The 16,831-nt window shown below is 67.4% G+C and carries 16 protein-coding genes; 2 read left to right on the top strand and 14 right to left on the bottom strand.

Annotation, left to right across the window (positions count from 1 at the left end; genetic code table 11):
• Positions 1 to 42: 42 nt before the first annotated feature.
• The 3 genes from KF941_RS13200 to KF941_RS13190 form a co-directional block, all read right to left on the bottom strand.
• Complete coding sequence (locus KF941_RS13200; protein ID WP_240540299.1) at positions 43 to 1,653, bottom strand: OFA family MFS transporter; 1,611 nt, start codon at positions 1,651 to 1,653, stop codon at positions 43 to 45.
• A 318-nt stretch (positions 1,654 to 1,971) separates the two neighbouring features.
• A complete protein-coding gene (locus KF941_RS13195; RefSeq protein ID WP_214273537.1) occupies positions 1,972 to 3,279 on the bottom strand; it encodes a hypothetical protein in 1,308 nt (435 codons plus the stop codon).
• A 15-nt stretch (positions 3,280 to 3,294) separates the two neighbouring features.
• Positions 3,295 to 4,875 carry a S8 family peptidase gene (locus KF941_RS13190; RefSeq protein ID WP_214273536.1) on the bottom strand — a complete coding sequence of 527 codons (1,581 nt, stop codon included), beginning with the start codon at positions 4,873 to 4,875 and terminating at the stop codon, positions 3,295 to 3,297.
• A 12-nt stretch (positions 4,876 to 4,887) separates the two neighbouring features.
• On the opposite strand from KF941_RS13190, the gene KF941_RS13185 reads away from it, so the two are divergent.
• Positions 4,888 to 5,160 (top strand): hypothetical protein, encoded by a 273-nt coding sequence (locus tag KF941_RS13185; RefSeq protein WP_214273535.1) that lies wholly within the window; start codon positions 4,888 to 4,890, stop codon positions 5,158 to 5,160.
• Here KF941_RS13185 and KF941_RS13180 read toward each other — a convergent pair.
• The 6 genes from KF941_RS13180 to KF941_RS13155 all read right to left on the bottom strand — a co-directional run bounded on the left by KF941_RS13180 (position 5,154) and on the right by KF941_RS13155 (position 9,134).
• Positions 5,154 to 5,918 (bottom strand): ABC transporter ATP-binding protein, encoded by a 765-nt coding sequence (locus KF941_RS13180; protein WP_240540298.1) that lies wholly within the window; start codon positions 5,916 to 5,918, stop codon positions 5,154 to 5,156. The genes KF941_RS13185 and KF941_RS13180 overlap by 7 nt on opposite strands.
• Positions 5,915 to 6,907, bottom strand: a complete 993-nt coding sequence (locus tag KF941_RS13175) for an iron ABC transporter permease (RefSeq protein WP_346428986.1) — start codon at positions 6,905 to 6,907, stop codon at positions 5,915 to 5,917. The genes KF941_RS13180 and KF941_RS13175 overlap by 4 nt, the downstream gene beginning before the upstream one ends.
• Complete coding sequence (locus KF941_RS27995) at positions 6,900 to 7,562, bottom strand: ABC transporter substrate-binding protein (RefSeq protein WP_240540297.1); 663 nt, start codon at positions 7,560 to 7,562, stop codon at positions 6,900 to 6,902. Before KF941_RS27995 ends, KF941_RS13175 begins: the two co-directional genes overlap by 8 nt.
• A gap of 366 nt (positions 7,563 to 7,928) precedes the next feature.
• On the bottom strand, positions 7,929 to 8,390 hold the full coding sequence (gene tsaA / locus KF941_RS13165; RefSeq protein ID WP_072463036.1) for a tRNA (N6-threonylcarbamoyladenosine(37)-N6)-methyltransferase TrmO: 462 nt from the start codon (positions 8,388 to 8,390) through the stop codon (positions 7,929 to 7,931).
• Positions 8,383 to 8,592: a TOBE domain-containing protein gene (locus tag KF941_RS13160; protein ID WP_036760400.1), complete on the bottom strand. Its 210-nt coding sequence runs from the start codon at positions 8,590 to 8,592 to the stop codon at positions 8,383 to 8,385. Before KF941_RS13160 ends, tsaA begins: the two co-directional genes overlap by 8 nt.
• A 29-nt stretch (positions 8,593 to 8,621) precedes the next feature.
• Positions 8,622 to 9,134, bottom strand: coding sequence for a DUF2478 domain-containing protein (locus tag KF941_RS13155; RefSeq protein ID WP_214273533.1), 513 nt, complete (start codon positions 9,132 to 9,134; stop codon positions 8,622 to 8,624).
• A gap of 202 nt (positions 9,135 to 9,336) precedes the next feature.
• Here KF941_RS13155 and KF941_RS13150 point away from each other — a divergent pair, with 202 nt between their 5' ends.
• A complete protein-coding gene (locus tag KF941_RS13150; protein WP_214273532.1) occupies positions 9,337 to 11,454 on the top strand; it encodes a TonB-dependent receptor in 2,118 nt (705 codons plus the stop codon).
• A gap of 52 nt (positions 11,455 to 11,506) precedes the next feature.
• Here the strand turns inward: KF941_RS13150 and KF941_RS13145 are convergent, their stop codons facing one another.
• From KF941_RS13145 to ric, 5 genes are all read right to left on the bottom strand, one after another.
• Entirely contained in the window at positions 11,507 to 12,799 is a 1,293-nt protein-coding gene (locus tag KF941_RS13145; RefSeq protein ID WP_240540296.1) for an MFS transporter, read from the bottom strand.
• Positions 12,800 to 13,356: 557 nt separating this feature from the next.
• A complete protein-coding gene (locus KF941_RS13140; protein ID WP_214273530.1) occupies positions 13,357 to 15,027 on the bottom strand; it encodes a cytochrome c oxidase subunit 1 in 1,671 nt (556 codons plus the stop codon).
• A gap of 213 nt (positions 15,028 to 15,240) precedes the next feature.
• Entirely contained in the window at positions 15,241 to 15,579 is a 339-nt protein-coding gene (locus tag KF941_RS13135; RefSeq protein WP_214273529.1) for a carboxymuconolactone decarboxylase family protein, read from the bottom strand.
• 19 nt (positions 15,580 to 15,598) lie between these two features.
• Positions 15,599 to 15,922: a hexameric tyrosine-coordinated heme protein gene (locus KF941_RS13130; RefSeq protein ID WP_214273528.1), complete on the bottom strand. Its 324-nt coding sequence runs from the start codon at positions 15,920 to 15,922 to the stop codon at positions 15,599 to 15,601.
• Positions 15,923 to 16,025: 103 nt separating this feature from the next.
• Positions 16,026 to 16,697 carry an iron-sulfur cluster repair di-iron protein gene (gene ric, locus KF941_RS13125; RefSeq protein WP_114536727.1) on the bottom strand — a complete coding sequence of 224 codons (672 nt, stop codon included), beginning with the start codon at positions 16,695 to 16,697 and terminating at the stop codon, positions 16,026 to 16,028.
• Positions 16,698 to 16,831: the final 134 nt, after the last annotated feature.

The raw sequence follows: 16,831 nt of genomic DNA, 5'->3' as shown, positions 1-16,831 counted from the left end.
CCGCCGCCCGGACTTGCGGGCCATGGGCGGCGGGCGCAGCCATCAGCCGAACAGGGCCGCGGTCTTCGTGATCGTCGTCCACACCCCCCAGGCCAGCGGGATGCCGACCGCCGCCCAGGCCAGCATCGCCGGCAGGTCGAACCGGCCCCGGTCGATCCCGAACGATCCGCTCTGGACCTGGCCGGCGGTTGCCTCGCCGGCCTGCAGGGCCGCGACCTCTTCGGGCTTCATGAACCACTTCTCGTCCAGCGGCCGGACCAGCGCGTTGCAGACCAGCCCGACGGCCAGGAACCCGGCAAGGATATACATCGTGTAGTCATAGGCCTGCGCCCGCGGCACGCCCGCCGCGATCTGCGCCTCGCGCAGGTAGTTCACGACGACCGGGCCGACGATCCCCGCCGTCGCCCAGGCGGTCAGCAGCCGGCCATGGATCGCGCCCACGAATTGCGTGCCGAAGACATCCGCCAGATAGGCCGGCACGGTCGAGAACCCGCCGCCATACATCGAGATGATGACGCAGATCATCGCCACGAACAGCACCTGGTTGCCCGAATGCGCGGCACTTGGCGCCAGCAGGTAAAGCCCGATCCCCAGGCCGAAGAAGATGAAATAGGTGGTCTTGCGCCCCAGCCGGTCCGAGGCCGAGGCCCAGCACAGCCGCCCGGCGATGTTGAACAGCGACAAGAGCCCCGCGAAACCCGCGGCGATGGCCGCGATGGCCGCTTTCTGGCCGGCGTCCAGCTGGGTAAAGCCCAGGTCCGGCCGGCCGACCAGCGATCCGGCGAAGATTTCCTGCAGCATGGGCGAGGCCATGCCGATCACCCCGATCCCGGCCGAGACGTTCAGGCACAGCACCAGCCAGATCAGCCAGAACTGCCGGGTCTTGTGCGCGTCCCTCAGGTGGACGTGATGCCGGGTGATCATCCCCGCCTTCCGGGCCGAGACCTTGGGCTGCCAGCCTTCGGGCTTCCAGCCCGCAGGGGGCACCCGATAGCCGAAGGCGCCCGCCAGCATGAAGACGAAATAGACCACCGCCATGACGAAGAAGGTCTGCCAGACGCCGACGCCGGTCACGGATTGGAAATGGTTCATCAGCCGGTCCGCCAGCGGCGCCCCGATCATCGCGCCGCCGCCAAAGCCCATGATCGCCATGCCGGTCGCCAGGCCGCGCCGGTCGGGAAACCACTTGATCAGCGTCGAGACCGGCGAGATATAGCCCAGGCCCAGGCCGATGCCGCCGATCAGGCCCGAGCCGAGCCACATCAGCCACAGTTGATGCGTCATCACTCCGAAGCCTGAAACGACCATGCCGCCCGACCAGCACAGGGCCGCGACGACGCCCGCCCTGCGCGGGCCGGCGGTTTCCAGCCAGCCGCCCCAGATCGCGGCCGAGGAACCCAGCAGCACGAAGAACAGCGTATAGATCCAGCCCAGATCGGCGACGCGCCAGTCGCAGCTGGTCGTGAACAGGGCCGAAACCAGGCCCATCCCTTCGCAGACGACCGGGTCGCTGATGCCGATGGCGCGCGACAGCGGCAGCCAGAACACCGAAAAGCCATAGGCCATGCCGATGCACAGGTGGATCGCCAGCGCGGCGGGCGGCACCAGCCAGCGGTTGAAGCCCGGCCGCGCTATCGTGCGCTCGCGGGACAACAAGGGTGCCCGGAATCCTGGAAAATCTTCTATGGCCGTCATCATTCCCCTCCCTGAAACGAATATGCGCGCGCGACCCGTCGGAACCGGCCGCCGCCTGCCCTTTTTCTTGCGAGCATGGACGCTTATCCCCCCGTCCCGCTCCCCTCGGGTTTTGGCACAAGGTGCGGAATGCATGGGGTTGATTTCAATGGACAATCTGTCCAGCCGCCAGGACAGGTTGTCCGGCGCGCCCCGGCCCTGGCCGGAAACCGTCAGGAAATCAGGCCGTTTTCGCCCGGCACGGAAGGGTCAATGCAGGTCCGGGCGACCCGGCAGTCAGAGCGAAACGACGCTTCCCAGCAAGGCCCCGATCCCGGCATTGCCGATATTGTTATGCGCATCCGTTCCGCCCGGAACGGCCACGACCACCTTGTCGGCCAGATAGTTGTTCACCCTGCCCGCGACGGGCCGATGGCCGGACGAGGCGGGAAAGCCGCCATGGCGCAGGGCATCCACATGCTGCGCGCCATTGGCCCCCATCGCGCCATAGCGGTCGTTGGCGTCCCCGATCGCCATCGTCCCATCGCCCGCCAGGCGCGAGGCAAGCGCATAGTAGAAGGTGCAGGCCCGGTCGTTATGCGTATGGGTAATCGCGATCGGACCGCGGACCCGCTGTTCGGCCAGCACATCGGCAAAATATCCCGGCCCTGCCGGCGAACTGGCCGCCAGCCCGTTATGCGAGAAGGCGGCTTGCAGCAGGGTCAGGCTTTGCGGGCGCAGCGATTTCATCTGGGACGCGCAGGCCGTGACCAGCCTGCCGCCGAAACTGTGGCCCGCCAGGTGAAGCCGGGTATTCGCCAGGAAGGGCTGGGGGTCCAGGTAGCCGCCCAGCATGCGGCCGACCTTTCCCGCACGGCGCTTCATCGGGTAATAGGTGAACTGGTTCGCCAGCCGGGCAATGCTGGCCAGGGGACCGCGGACGACCTGCCCGGCGCCGTCCCCGCCGGCCGCGCCGCCGTCTTCGCCATCCCGCGGCACGAAGGGTTTCGCGCTGATCTGGAACAGCAATTCGGGGTTGCTGCTGGCCCGGCGGGCGATCAGTTCCGCCTCGTCCGAAAGCTCGGCATCGTCCCCGGCGGCCAAGGCCTGCATCCGCCTGGCCAGTTCCGCGGCCAGGGCGGCTTTCGTCTCGGCGCTGGGATCGCTCGCGGCGGCGCGGGCCAAGCTGCGCAGCCTGGCGTTCTCCTTGCCCGGCAAGGACTGGCGCAGGATGCGTTCAAAGGTCCGGGGGTCGAGGTCGGACGGACCGCCCGCCAAGGGCGCGGCAAGCGCCCCGCCTGCGGTCTCGCGCCCGGCCCGGTCGTCGAAATCCGTGGGAAAGGCGACCGAAGGCCAGGCGATGCCGGCCAGCACGAAGCGGCGCGAGGACGGGATATGCGGCCGGGCATTGCGCCAGATCGCCTGGTAAAGCCGCGCCGCCTGCGCCTGGGTGTTCTTCCAGCCGTGGGAAAGGACCAGCACATCGGTCGCCTGCACGCTCTGCATGGCCTCGTGCAGCGCGTGCAGGGGCTTGGGGTTGCCGTCCAGGCGGCCCTCGCTGTCGAAGCTCAGCCAGACCAGGGGGGTTCCGTCGATATCGGGCATGGTTCGCTCCTGCGGTCAGATGGATTGCAGCGCACGCATCAGGTCGGCCAGCCCGGCGCCCTGGAAGCTGGGAACGCGGCCCAGGTCGGTCGCGCTGTCCATGAGGATCTGCTTGACGCGCTCGGGCTGGCCGATGAACTCGCGCCGCACGGAAAGCAGCGCCGCGACAAGGCCCGAGACATGGGGCGCGGCCATGCTTGTGCCCGAACGCTCCTTGAAGCTGGCGATGCGGTCCTTGTCGCCCGGATGGCACGAAACGATCCGCTCGCCCGGCGCCAGAAGATCCGGCTTCATCCGGCCATCGACGGTCGGCCCCTTGGCGGAAAAGAACGAGACCCCGTATTCATGCGGCCGGTCGCGATGGGTCGAGCCGACGGTGATGGCCAGCTCGGCATTGCCGGGATCGGCGATGGTCGAGGCGTTGGCGCTGGAATGCAGCCTGCTGTTCTGGTCGTCGACATAGCCGAAGCCCGCATTTCCCGCCGCGACCACCACCACCACGCCCGAGCGCACCAGCCGGTTGACCTCCTTGCAGATCGAGCTTTGCCCCGCTGCGAACCAGGTCGGGTCGAAGCTGTAGCCAAGGCTCAGGTTCAATCCGTGGATGCGCAGGTTGCGACCGTATTCGTTCAGCCGCTGCACATAGCCGATGGCGGCGATGACATTGCTGATGCCGCTGTCGTCGCGGGCGCGCGACAGCACCTTGAGGCTGATCAGCCGGGTTCGCGGCGCCACGCCCAGGATCACCTCGGGCGGCCGGGCAAGCGAGCTTTCCTCGACCCTGATGCCGTCGGGGCGGGTGTCGATGCTGATGTCCATGCCGTCGATCAGCGGCTTGCCCTCGGGCGTCTGCATCCTGACGTTGGTTTCGCCGGCGATGATGCCGGCGACATGGGTGCCATGCCCGTCCTGGTCGCACAGCGCCGCCTTGGCCGCGGCGCTGTCGCTTTCATGCGTGCGGGTGAAGTCGTAATGGTTCAGGCCCGCCGGCGGCTCCAGCGTGTCGTAGGGCCGGAAATGCGGATGCGTGCCGTCGATGCCGGTATCGGCAACCGCCCAGACGATATCCTCGCCCTGCGCGCCGAAGGCGACGCGCGCGGCATCGCATTTGATGGTCTTGTAGGATTTATAGACGCTCGCCTGGAAAGGCTGGTCCAGCCACAGCTTGTAGATCGGCCCGTCCCGCTCTTCCTGGCAGTTCTGCGCGATGCGCCGGATGGTGCCGCGCGACAGCCGCCCGAAAAGATAGCCTTCGGTAAAGGACGAGGTAACAAGGTTGAGTTCATCAGACGCGTTGAAGCCGATCTTTTTCCACGGACCCTGAATCTCGGCCAAGGCCAGGATTTCGGCAACGAATCCCAGCTTTCGTTCGTCCGCGACATCGGCCTTTTCCCGATAGCTCGCGACGAGCGCCGCCCGAGCCATGCGCGCACCACCTGGGAAATTATTGTTCATCTCGATCATGACGGAAAATGCGTCCCTGGCCGAGCCGGGCGGTTTTCCTTGCGCCATTGCCTCGTAGAGATCCCGCGACACGCAGCTATGAAGCAGGATGCTGTTCGGATCCATATTGCCGGGGGTCTCTTCAGCGGTCATGAAGTCCACCTCATGCAGCCTTTGCAGCATATTGAGATTACCGGCGTTTTTCGAAGCGCGCAACGAGAATGGGGGGGCAATCCGCAAAAGCAAAGCGCCCATTTTCGCGCGGTGAAATTGGGGACGCCGCTGAAATCCCCTTCCTTTGAATCAGCCTATGACGTGCCTATTCGGACCGAAATGCATTGCCTGGAAGGCCGGTCAATCGCCCGCGCGGCAAACTGGCGGGCAATGGCAGGCATTTTGTTTGCGGTGGCGCGGTTGCCGCATCGGCGCCGTCAATAAAAGCGCAGGCGGCCGTCGTCCCCCTGTTCCCTGCGAACCGGGATGCCATAGAGGCGGGACAGGTTCCCGGCCGTCATCGTCTCTGCGACCGTCCCCGAGGCGAGCAGGCCCGAACGGTTCAGGAGCAGCGCCCGGTCGGCGATGGCGGCGGCGTGGTCGGGATCGTGGCTGGACAGGATGATCCCGGTTCCCGCATCCGCGAGGCGACGGATCGCATGGCCGACCTGCCGGCGGTTGGCGAAATCCAGGCTGGCGGTGGGTTCGTCCATCACCATTGCCGCCGCCTCCTGCGCCAGCGCCCGTGCGATCAGCACCAGCTGGCGCTGGCCGCCCGAAAGCCGGGTGACTTCGGCCCCGGCCAGGTCGGCGATGCCAAGCCTGTCCAGCGCCGCCATCGCCCGTTCCGCCTCGACCCGGCCCGGACGGGCAAAGGGACCAAGCCGGGCCGCCGCCCCCATCAGCACGATGTCGAGGGCGGTAAAGGCAAAGGGCGTCGCCAGCGCCTGCGGCACATGGGCCAGCCGGGCGGCGACCTGGAGCCGCGACAGGCGGGACAGCGGCTCGCCGCCCAGCGCGATCCGGCCATGGACGGGCGGGATCAGCCCCAGCAGGGTGCGAAACAGCGTGGTCTTGCCGGCGCCGTTCGGTCCAAGCAGGCAAAGCACGCTTCCCCGATCCAGGCTCAGGTCGATGCCCCGGATCAGCACCTTGCCGCCATGGCCGATGGCAAGGCCCGTGGCGGTCAGCAGCGGGGTCATTCGCTCCATGCCTTCGCCCCCCGCGCCAGCAGCCAGACGAAAAGCGGCGCGCCGAGGACCGCGGTCAGGATGCCCAGCGGCACCTCGACCGTGGCGATGCTGCGCGCGCTGGTATCGACCAGCACCATGAAGCCCGCGCCGATCAGGATGGCCGCCGGCAGCAGCCGGTCGAAGCGGGGGCCGGTCAGCAACCGCGCCATATGCGGCACCATCAGCCCGATCCAGCCGATCACCCCCGCCAGCGCCACCGCCGCGGCCGTCATCAGCGTGGCGCAGGCGATGACCAGCAGCCGCAGGCGGGTGGCGTCGATCCCCATCGACCGCGCCTCGTCGTCGCCCATGGCCAAAAGCCCGATCCGCCAGCGCAGCGCCAGCAGCGGCGCAAGCCCGACCAGCAGCGCAGGCAGCGCCGCCGCGATGTCCGGGCGCTTGACCCCGGCCAGGCTGCCCATCAGCCAGAAGGTGATGGCGGGCAATTGCTGCTCGGGGTCGGCCAGCAGCTTGACCAGCGAGATCCCGGCCCCCGCCAGCGCGCCGATGGCGATGCCGCACAGCACCATGACCAGCACCTGTCCCGCACCGCGCAGCATCATGGTCAGGCCCAGGACCATCGCCACGGTGGCAAGCCCGGTGCCGAAGCCCAGCATCTGGATGGCCATGACCGGCCAGCCCAGCAGGATGCCCAGCACGGCGCCGAACCCCGCCCCGGCCGACACGCCCAAGATGTCCGGCGAGACCAGCGGATTGCGGAAGGTGGTCTGGTAGGCCGCCCCCGCCGCCGCCAGAGCCGCGCCGACCATGGCCGCCGCCAGCACCCGCGGCAGGCGGATGTTCCACAGCACCGTCACCGCCTGCGGGTCCGAGCGGTCCCCCGACAGGACGGCCACCAGCTGCTGCGGCGCGATCGCATAGGGGCCGACCGCCGCGCCGATCGCCAGCGTGGCGATCAGCCCCAATGCGAGCCAGCCGTTCAGCCGCCGCTCAGTCACCCAGCAAGGCCGCCAGCGCGGCATCGTCCGGGCGCCGGCCATAGAACAGCGCGTAGAACTCGGCGATCTTGGCGTGCAGGTCGTCGGTCGCGGCCTGGGGATAAAGCTTGTGCGAAAGCCAGATCAGCCCGGCCAGGCGATTGACCGAAGGCGGCGCGTCGATGAAGCCGAAGGGGACCGCGGGCGCCAGATGGACGCGCCCGTTCGCCACCGCGGGAATGCCCTGCCATTCCGGCATCTGCGCCACCTTGGCGGCGAAATCCCGGTCGATGGTGACGATCACGTCCGGCGCCCAGGCTTGCACCTGCTCGGGCGAGACGGTGGCAAGCCCGTCGCCTTCCGTCTCGACGACATTCCTTGCGCCCACGCGCTCGATGATCTCGGCATTGATCGAGCCGCGGCCGGCGGTCTCCACCCCTTCCGGCCCGCGCGCAAGATAGACCCTGGGCCGCGCGGCCTGCGGCACCTCGGCCAGAAGCGCGTCCAGATCCGCCAGCGTGGTTTCGGCATATGCCGCCAGGGCCTCGCCGCGCGCGGGGACGCCGAGCAGGTCGGCCATCTGCCGGATCGACCGCGGCATCTGCGCAAAGCTGCCGTCGATCAGCACATAGGGCACGCCCGCCTGTTCCTGGACGCGGGCCGGCCAGATCGACATAGGTCGCGTTCACCGTGCCGTAATCCACGATCAGGTCGGGCCCCGCCGCAAGCAGCACCTCGAGGTTCAGCGTGTCGCCCCGGCCGGTCAGCCGCCCCAGTTCGGGCAGGTCCGCAACCTCGGGCCGCAGCCAGGCCAGATCGGCCGGCTTCGGCGCGCGAACCCAGCCGATCATCGCCTGGGGCTTCAGCGTATAAAGCAGCGTGGCGGCAGGGGGGCCGGCGGCAAAGACCCTGGCGGGATCGACCGGAACCCGGACCTGCCGTCCGCCGGCATCGGTCACGGTCTTGCCCTCCTGGGCAAGGGCGGGGCCGGCCGCGACCAGGATCGAAAGCACGCCGGCCAGGGCGCGGCGGGTCAGCCGCATCATGCCATCGCTCCGAACGCGGCCTTGATGTCAAGAAGCGGCGTGCCGTCCAGGCAATCCAGCCCGCGCACGGTCAGCACCGGCCCCTCGACCGCCAGCAGCCGCACCACCGACGAGGCGATCGGGTTGGGACGCACCGGCGAGCGCAGGGCAAAGGTGCCGGTCGCGCGCTCGCCGAACTTGGGGTTCTGCAGGACCAGGTCGCGCCGCGCCCGGTCCATCCAGTAAAGGATCTGCAGGTTGGCATGCGCCTCGATCCCGGTCAGTCCCGGAACCCAGGGCTCGAACAGCTCGATCCGGCAGTCCGGCCCGTCGGCGGCATCGCCGCGATGCGGGCAGTCGCCGCGTCGGGTCCAGGGCGTGCGGATACGGCCGATGAACCAAAGCTGCGCGTCGAAGCCCTGCGGCGGGACGACGGCCTGCTCATGCGGTCGCAGGTCGTCGGTGCCGACCTCATTCATCCACGCCCACCATCACGTCGGACGCCTTGATGACGGCCGAGGCGCGGCTGCCGACCACCAGGCCAAGCTCCTTCACCGCGTCATTGGTGATCGAGGCTGTCACCACGCTGCCGCCCAGGTCGATGCGGACATGGCTGGTGACGGCGCCGGTGACGATCTCGACCACCGTGCCGGGCAGGACGTTTCTTGCGCTGAGCTTCATCTGGAAATCTCCCTTTCCATCGACTGGGTTTATGCGACCCGGCGCAGGCAGGCCGCCTGCAGCCAGGCCAGAACCTGATCCTCCTCGGCCGGCAGCGGTTCGGCCGCGCCGCCGGCAAAGGCCAGGAATGCCTTGCGCCATTGCGGCGACACGCCGACCAGCACCGGAAACCCGCGCGCGCAGGCCTCGCCGATGGCACCGACCAGGCCGCGGCCCACCGCCTCTTGCTTGCCGAACTTGTTCACCACCAGCCCCTGCGCACCGGGCAGCCGGTCATGGACGGCCATCACCGCCGCCTCCAGCGCATCGGGGTCCAGCCGGCAGCCGGTCATGCCGGGGGCGAGGTCGAAACTGACGTTCCGCCGCTCGCCGTCGGGCAGCAGGGCCAGGACGATATTGCATTTCTCGGGCGGGGCGTCGGGGTCCACCGGCTGCACGGTTCCCGCCAGCGCGATTCCCAGGGCGGCCGCCCTTTGCGCGACCGCGCTCAGCACGGCATCCGTCCTTCGTTCCTCGTCGGAACAGACATAGCGGATTTCCATTCGCGCCTCCCATCATCTCCGCGCCGTTATAGATACTGAAACATATCGGAGGGCGCTGGCAAGGCCCTGCCGCTTCAAACCGCCACCGCCCGGAAAGAAAGACTTCCGCGCCTGCCCTATGTTCATCCGTCGCGATTTCATTATGTTTGATCAAGCATAACGATTCTCTCCGCTGGTGGAGAGCTGTTCGGGAGGGACATGGATGCGGGTCACGACAAGGGCGGGATTGCTTTGCGCCACCATTCTGGGCTGGGCGGCCGCGCCGGCATCGGCGCAGGTGGCCGAGCCGTCGCAGGTCTTCGTGCTGGGCACGATCACCCTGACGGCGGAGGACGACGAAGGCCGGGGCGGCACCACGACCACCGTGACCGCCAAGGATGTCCTGCGCAGCAACCGCACCTCGCTGGACGATGCGCTGCGGGTCGCGCCGGGGGTGCAGGTCGGCAATACCGGCGGCAGCCGGAACGAGCGGCTGGTCTATGTCCGCGGCTTCGACCGCTTCCAGGTGCCGCTGTCGATCGACGGCATCCGCGTCTACCTGCCTGCCGACAACCGGCTGGACTATGGCCGTTTCCTGACCCCGGACCTGGCCGAGATCCAGCTGCAAAAGGGCCATGTCTCGGTCCTGAACGGGCCGGGGGGCATGGGCGGGGCGATCAACCTTGTCACCCGCCAGCCCTCCGCGCCCTTCGAGGGCGAGGCGCGCCTGGGAATCGAGGCCGGCAACCGCGGCGACATCGCTGCCCGCAGCGGCTTTCTGTCGCTGGGCACGCGGCAGGCGGATTTCTGGCTGCAAGGCAGCTACATGCGGCGCGACAGCGACGGCTTCTACCTGTCGCGCGACTTCGTGCCGCGGCCGCAGCAGGGCGCGGGCCTGCGCGAATATGCCGATACCGACGACAGCCGCCTGAACCTCAAGGCCGGCTGGACGCCGAACGCGACCGATGAATATGTCCTCAGCTATACCCGGCAGACCGGGGCGAAGCGCGCGCCCTACAACATCGACCTGCCGATGCGGGGCCGGCCGGACACCGGCTCGGGCGGATACCAGCGGGACTGGACATGGCCGGAGTGGGACATCGACAGCCTTGCCTTTTATTCGCATACCGAACTGGCCGGCGGCTATCTGAAGACCCGCGCCTATTACAACCGCTTCGACAACCTGCTGTCGTCCTGGGACGATTCCACGCAGACCACGCAGGAGACCCTGGCGCCGCGCATTTTCGACAGCCGCTACAAGGACGCGGCCTGGGGGCTGAGCGCAGAAGCCGGAACCGAGTTCGGCCCGGATCACGAGGTCAAGGCGGCGCTGCATTACCGCCGCGACCGGCACGATTCCATCCAGTCCGTCGCCCCCGGCACCGGCCGGGAACCCGACCTGCCGGAACGGTCCGAGGAAGAGACGATCTCGGTCGCGCTCGAACATGGCTGGCAGTATTCGCAGGCGCTGAGGCTCGTCTCGGGCATCAGCTACGACAAGGCAAGGATGCTGCGGGCCGACAACAACGACACCAGCGGCTTCCCCGGCCCGGCCGTGCCCGGCAGCTATCCCACCGGCTCGACCGATGCGGTGAACTGGCAACTGGCGGCGATCTACAGCCACGACAGCGGCGAATATCACGCCAGCCTGTCGTCCCGCACCCGCTTTCCGACGCGGTTCGACCGCTACAGCACCCGCTTTGGCACGGCCCTGCCGAACCCCGCCCTGGAATCGGAACGCGCCACCAATATCGAGATCGGCTATGGCGGCCAGATCGGCCCGGCGACGGTTCAGGCGGCGCTGTTCTACAGCAAGGTCAAGGACATGATCCAATCGATGCCGACCGACCAATGGGATGATGAGCGCGACCGGCCCATCGTGCAAAGCCAGAACGTCGGCGACGGCACCTACAAGGGCTTCGAGATCGCGGCGAACTGGCAGGTCAGCGACCGGCTGGGGCTGGTCGCGAACTACACCTGGCTGCATCGCGGCATCACCGACCCGGTCCGGGCCGACTACCGCCCGACCGACACGCCGCGCCACAACGCCTATCTGCGGCTCGACTGGCGGGCGATGGACGCCCTGACCATCTCGCCCTCGGTCGAGCTTTCCAGCTCCCGCCTGTCGGAAAGCGCGATCCAGCCCTCGGATCCGGGGCAGATCGCCTATACCCGCATGAGCGGCTTTGCGTTGGCCAACCTGGATGCGGAATGGCAGGCGAGCGAACAGGCGAGCGTGGTGTTCGGCATCCGCAACCTTTTCGACCGGGACTATCAGCTGGTCGAGGGCTTCCCCGAGCCGGGACGCAGCTTCTTCCTGACCACCCGCATGACCTTCTGAAACGCAAGGACGGGGGCTCGGACTGGCGGGGGCCCAAGCCCCCGCCCGGCGTTCAGCGCAAGTGCTTGCCCTTGGTTTCCGGGGCCCAGAGGATCGACAGGACCAGCCCCAGCAAGGGGAAGGCGGCCATCATGATCACGGTCGCGGAAAAGCCGAACCTTTGCAGCAGGTAGGGCAGAAGATAGGTCACGCCCGCTGCCGATATGCGCGAGAAGGCGGCCGAAAAGCCGACCCCCGTCGCCCGCACATGGGTATCGAAGATCTCGGGCGGATAGACGAACTGGATGTTGTTCGCGGCCGGGGCGACGAACATGTAGATCGCGAACAGCGCGACGATGAACCAGGTCGGCGCCTGCGGGAACAGGCCCAGCGCCAGGAAGGTCAGCAGCACGATCACGAAGGTCCAGATGACGAAGCCGCGCCGGCTCATCCAGTGCAGCATGAAGACGCCGACCACGGCCCCGGCGATCTGGATGGCGTTCAGCGACATGTCCACCGCGGTCGCGTCCTGCAGGCCCAGCGATTCCAGCACCGGCATCATGAAGGTGAAGATGCCGAAGAACGGACCGACCTGGCAGAACCAGAACAAGCCGGAATAAAGCGTCTGCCGCCAGGTCTCGGCCGTGAAAAGCTCGCGCGGCGAGGCGTGCCGCGGGTTCGGGTCGACGTCGGGGATGGCATATTCCGCGCCGAAATGCCGGTCGACGATCGCCTGCGCCTCGGCATCGCGGCCCTGCCCCTTCAGCCACATGGGCGTCTCGGGCAGGGTTATCCGCAAGGCGAAGGTGATCAGCGCCGGGATCACGCTCGAGGCCAGCAGCATCCGCCAGTTGTCGCCGTCATAGAACGAGCCGACGACGAAGGCGACGGTAAAGCCCACCTGCCAGCCGATCGAGAAGCAGCCCAGCAGCACGCCCCTGCCCTTGCGGCGCGAGAATTCCGCCAGCACCGACGAGCCCACGGCATATTCGACGCCGATCGCCAGCCCCAGCGCCAGCCGGATCGCGACCAGTTGCCAGACATCCTGCACGAAGAGTTGCAGCAGCGACAGCACGATAAAGGCCGCCAGGTTCCAGCCGAAGACCGGACGGCGGCCGAAACGATCCGCCAGATTGCCAAAGAACAGCCCGCCGATGAACACCCCGATCAGCGCGCTGGATGCGATCAGGCCCTGGCTGATCGCCGAAAGCTGCATTTCCTGCCTGGCGATGGACAGCGCCGGCCCCACGATGCCCAGGACGTAGCCGTCCAGCACCGCGCCGCCCAGGACGGCCGCGGCCGCCACGACATGAATGGTCTTGAGCCGCGCCTCGTCGATCGGCAGCCGTCCCGAGGCGTCGCGCATCGCGGGTCCGCCGGATAAAATGGATATGGCCATAGAATACCTTCCTGGGCTCAGAACTGGGCGTTCCGCTGAAGGCTGGCGGAAGCGGCCCGATACGCATCGCGGTTTTCATGGCCCTTCCACCGACGTGGCTCCTCCGCAGGCCCATGAAGTCGCTGGTCGTGAAGCCCCCGGAAAACCCTGGGCCGCGCCAGCCTGTCTTGGGCCGCGGATGCCGGGACGCGGCCTGCATCCTCCCCCCAACATTCGACCTGGGCGCTTTTTCCGACCAGGCAACCGGAACCCGCGCCACCGGAGGCTCCGGCGGACGAAAGCAGGGTCCGGCATGTGAATTCAATTGGCCGGGGCTGATGACCGTTCATCTCCGCCAAGGCACCCCGCGACCCGGACAGGCGGTTTATTCCCCGATAGCCTCATTGGGGCAAACGAGAATATCCTCTCGGGAAGCATTAGAATTTCTAACGCAATTCTCTTGCCCTGGGCCGATGGTCCGCTTTGCGCATCGCGAGGAGGCCGGGCTGCCTCCGGCTTCCTTATGGACCCGTGGGCCGCCTTGCCTACCGATGCACCTGGGCGCGATCCCAGTCCTCGCGCTTGGGCAGGGTCTCGAAGGTATGCTCCGGCGGCGGCGAGGGCAGGGTCCATTCCAGCGTGTCGGCATGCTCGTTCCAGTAGTTCGGCACGTTCACGCGCTTGCCGGCGAAGAGCGTGTAGAACACGATGCCGATGAAGAACAGGAAGGACGCGAAGCTGATATAGGCGCCGATCGAGGAGATGTTGTTCCAGTAGGCGAACTCGACCGGATAGTCGATGTAGCGGCGCGGCATGCCCTGGCGGCCCAGGAAGTGCTGCGGGAAGAAGATCAGGTTCGAGCCGATGAACATCATCCAGAAATGCAGCTTTCCGGCCCATTCCGGGTATTGCCGGCCCGACATCTTGCCGATCCAGTAATAGACCCCGGCAAAGATCGCGAAGACCGCGCCCAGCGACATCACATAGTGGAAATGCGCCACGATATAATAGGTGTCGTGGTAGACCCGGTCCAATGGGGCTTGGGCGATGACGACCCCGGTCACGCCGCCGACGGTGAACAGGAACAGGAAGCCGAAGGCCCAGAGCATCGGCGTCCTGAATTCGATCGAGCCGCCCCACATGGTCGCGATCCACGAGAACACCTTGATGCCGGTGGGCACGGCGATGGTCATGGTCGCCATCTGGAAATAGGTCTGCTGGGTCAGAGACATGCCGGCGGTATACATGTGGTGCGCCCAGACCACGAAGCCCAGGAAGGCGATGGCCGCCATGGCCAGCACCATCGGCAGGTAGCCGAAGATCGGCTTCCTGGCAAAGGTCGAGACCACATGGCTGATGATGCCGAAGCCGGGCAGGATCAGCATGTAGACCTCGGGATGGCCGAAGAACCACAGGATATGCTGGTAAAGCACCGGGTCGCCGCCGCCAGCCGGGTCGAAGAACTGGGTGCTGAAATTGCGGTCCATCAGCAGCATGGTGATCCCCCCGGCCAGCACCGGCAGCGACAAGAGGATCATCCAGGCGGTGATGAAGACGGCCCAGGCAAACAGCGGCACCTTGAACAGCGTCATCCCCGGTGCGCGCATGTTCAGGAAGGTGGTGATGATGTTGATCGCACCCAGGATCGAACTGGCGCCCGAGACATGGACGGAAAAGATCGCCAGGTCCATCGCATAGCCGGCCTCGGTCGTGGAGAGCGGCGGGTAGAGCACCCAGCCCACGCCCGCGCCGGGCTGGTCGTTGCCGCCCGGCGACAGCAGCGAGGCGATGGCAAGAGAGACCCCGCAGACATAGAGCCAATAGCTGAGGTTGTTCAGCCGCGGGAAGGCCATGTCCGGGGCGCCGATGTGCAGCGGCATGAAATAATTGCCGAACCCCCCGAACAGCGCCGGGATCACCACGAAGAACATCATCAGGATGCCGTGATAGGTCACGACGACATTCCACAGATGGCCGTTGGGCGTGCATTCCGCCGAGGCGTCCGCGACCAGCCGCATCCCCTCCAGGCACATGTATTGCACGCCGGGATGCTGCAACTCCATCCGCATGTAGACGGTGAAGGTGACGGCGATCAGCCCGGCCGTCCCGGCGGTGAACAGGTAAAGGATGCCGATGTCCTTGTGGTTCGTCGACATGAACCAGCGGGTGAAGAACCCCCGCTTCTCTTCGATGCTGTCGCTGATCTGGGCTGACATGGTCCTGTCCTTTATCTGTGCAGGCTCCGGTTTGCGGATACGCGGATGGTCGGGCGCGGCGGCAGGGCGACCTGGCCGGCCCTGCGGCTATCGGCAAGGCCAAGGGTGGCATCGAGCCTCGCGGTGATCTGCCGGACTGCCGCCGCGCCCTTCATGCAGGCCTCGACCCCTAGCCATGTTCCGCAAGGGACGGCAGCAGGGCATGGGCAGGCTTCACGCGCCATCGATCTGGTCCAGCACCGCAAGCGCCTTGTTGGCATGGGCATGGGCGGCCCCGGCGCGCATCTCGGCCGCGACCCAGATCGCCTCCATGATCTGCTCGGGACTGGCGCCCTCGCGGCGGGCACCCTTGACATGGCCCTCGATGCACCAGGGGCATTGCGTGACATGGGCCACGGCGACCGCGATCAGCTGCTTGGTGCGCTTGTCCAGCGCGCCGTCGGCAAAGACCGCCTTCGACAGCGCCAGAAAGGCATCGTCGGTCGCCGGCGCCAGCGCGTGCCGCCTTGCCGCAAGCGCGGCGCTGGCCTTGGGCATGGAGATGTCGGCCATGATCGTCCTCCGTTCAGGTTCATTCGCGCCAATAGTCGTTGGCCGCGGCGATGGTCGCGAACCAGGCCGCCGCCACAGCCGAGACGTCGATCAGCCTGCCCGCATCGGCCGCATAGCCCGGCCGCCCCGCCCTCAGCGCCGCGACATCGGGCTGGGTCGTCCCGACCGCCCGCCGCGCCATGCCGATGGCCAGGTCGAAGCCCTGCTGCGGCGTCCGGGTCTGCAGGCTGGGCAGCCATGTCTCTTCCGCCGCCGCGGTCGTGGCGGGCTGGCCGGTCTGGGCAAGGCCGGCAGCCGGCAGCAGCGCCAGCGAGGCGGCGAGGATGCAACCGGGTCGGACCATGGAACCTCCTCCTTGAAGGGGTGGCAAAAGGCGGGCTTCGGGGCGTCGGATGCGGCGCCGGCGGCGGGCGGCGCCGCATGAAACAGCGGGCGGGCAGCGGGCCTCATGCGGCCTTTTCAAAGCGCGGGAACAGCACGTTGTTTTCCAGATGGATATGCTCCATCAGGTCGGCCCGCAGCTGCGCGGTCCCGGCGTAAAGCGCCTGCCAGGTCCGGCAGGCGCCCTCGGGCAGGGTATGGTCCTGCGTCAGCCGCGCCAGCTCCGCCAGGAAGGCGCCGTGATCGTCGTGATCGTGCCGCATCTCGGCGATGGGGGCGGCGATCCGGTCCGCCGCCTGCCGGCGCATGGCCGGGAACAGGATCAGCTCTTCCTTCTTCATGTGCACCTCCAGTTCGCCCCATATCCGCTGCAGCAGGTCGGCCAGGCCGCCGGGCACCTCCGGGTGGCCGGCATGGACCGCCTCGACCTTGCGCGAAAGCGCGATCAGCTCGGGGATCTGCCGGCGATGCGCCTGGTGATAGCGGGTCTGGATATGGTCGATCAGCGCCCCGGTCTCGCGTGGCGCATCGGGGATCGCCAGCGGGTCGAGGTCGCCCAGGACCGCCTCGAGCGCGCCAAGGTCCAGTTGGCGCCGATTGGCCGCCTCGGCCAGCGGCACCTCTCCGTGGCAGCAGAAGTCGATGCCGAAGCGGCGGAACACGCCGGACGCGCCGGGAAGCCGCGCGGCGATCTCGCCGACCGTCCGGTCGTGCAATGGGAATGTGGTCTGGGGCATGGCTGTCTCCATGAGCGGGGGATCTGACGGTGAGTCGGGCGCCGCGGGGCAGGAGGATGCGCGAAGCCCATATTCGGTACTTGCAATGCCGAATATCCGCCCACATAATCGGTATTGTCAATACCAATTCAGGA

The sequence above is a fragment of the Paracoccus sp. pheM1 genome (assembly GCF_018499825.1).
Lineage (GTDB): Bacteria > Pseudomonadota > Alphaproteobacteria > Rhodobacterales > Rhodobacteraceae > Paracoccus > Paracoccus versutus.
This window is presented reverse-complemented; position numbering and strand designations above follow the sequence as displayed.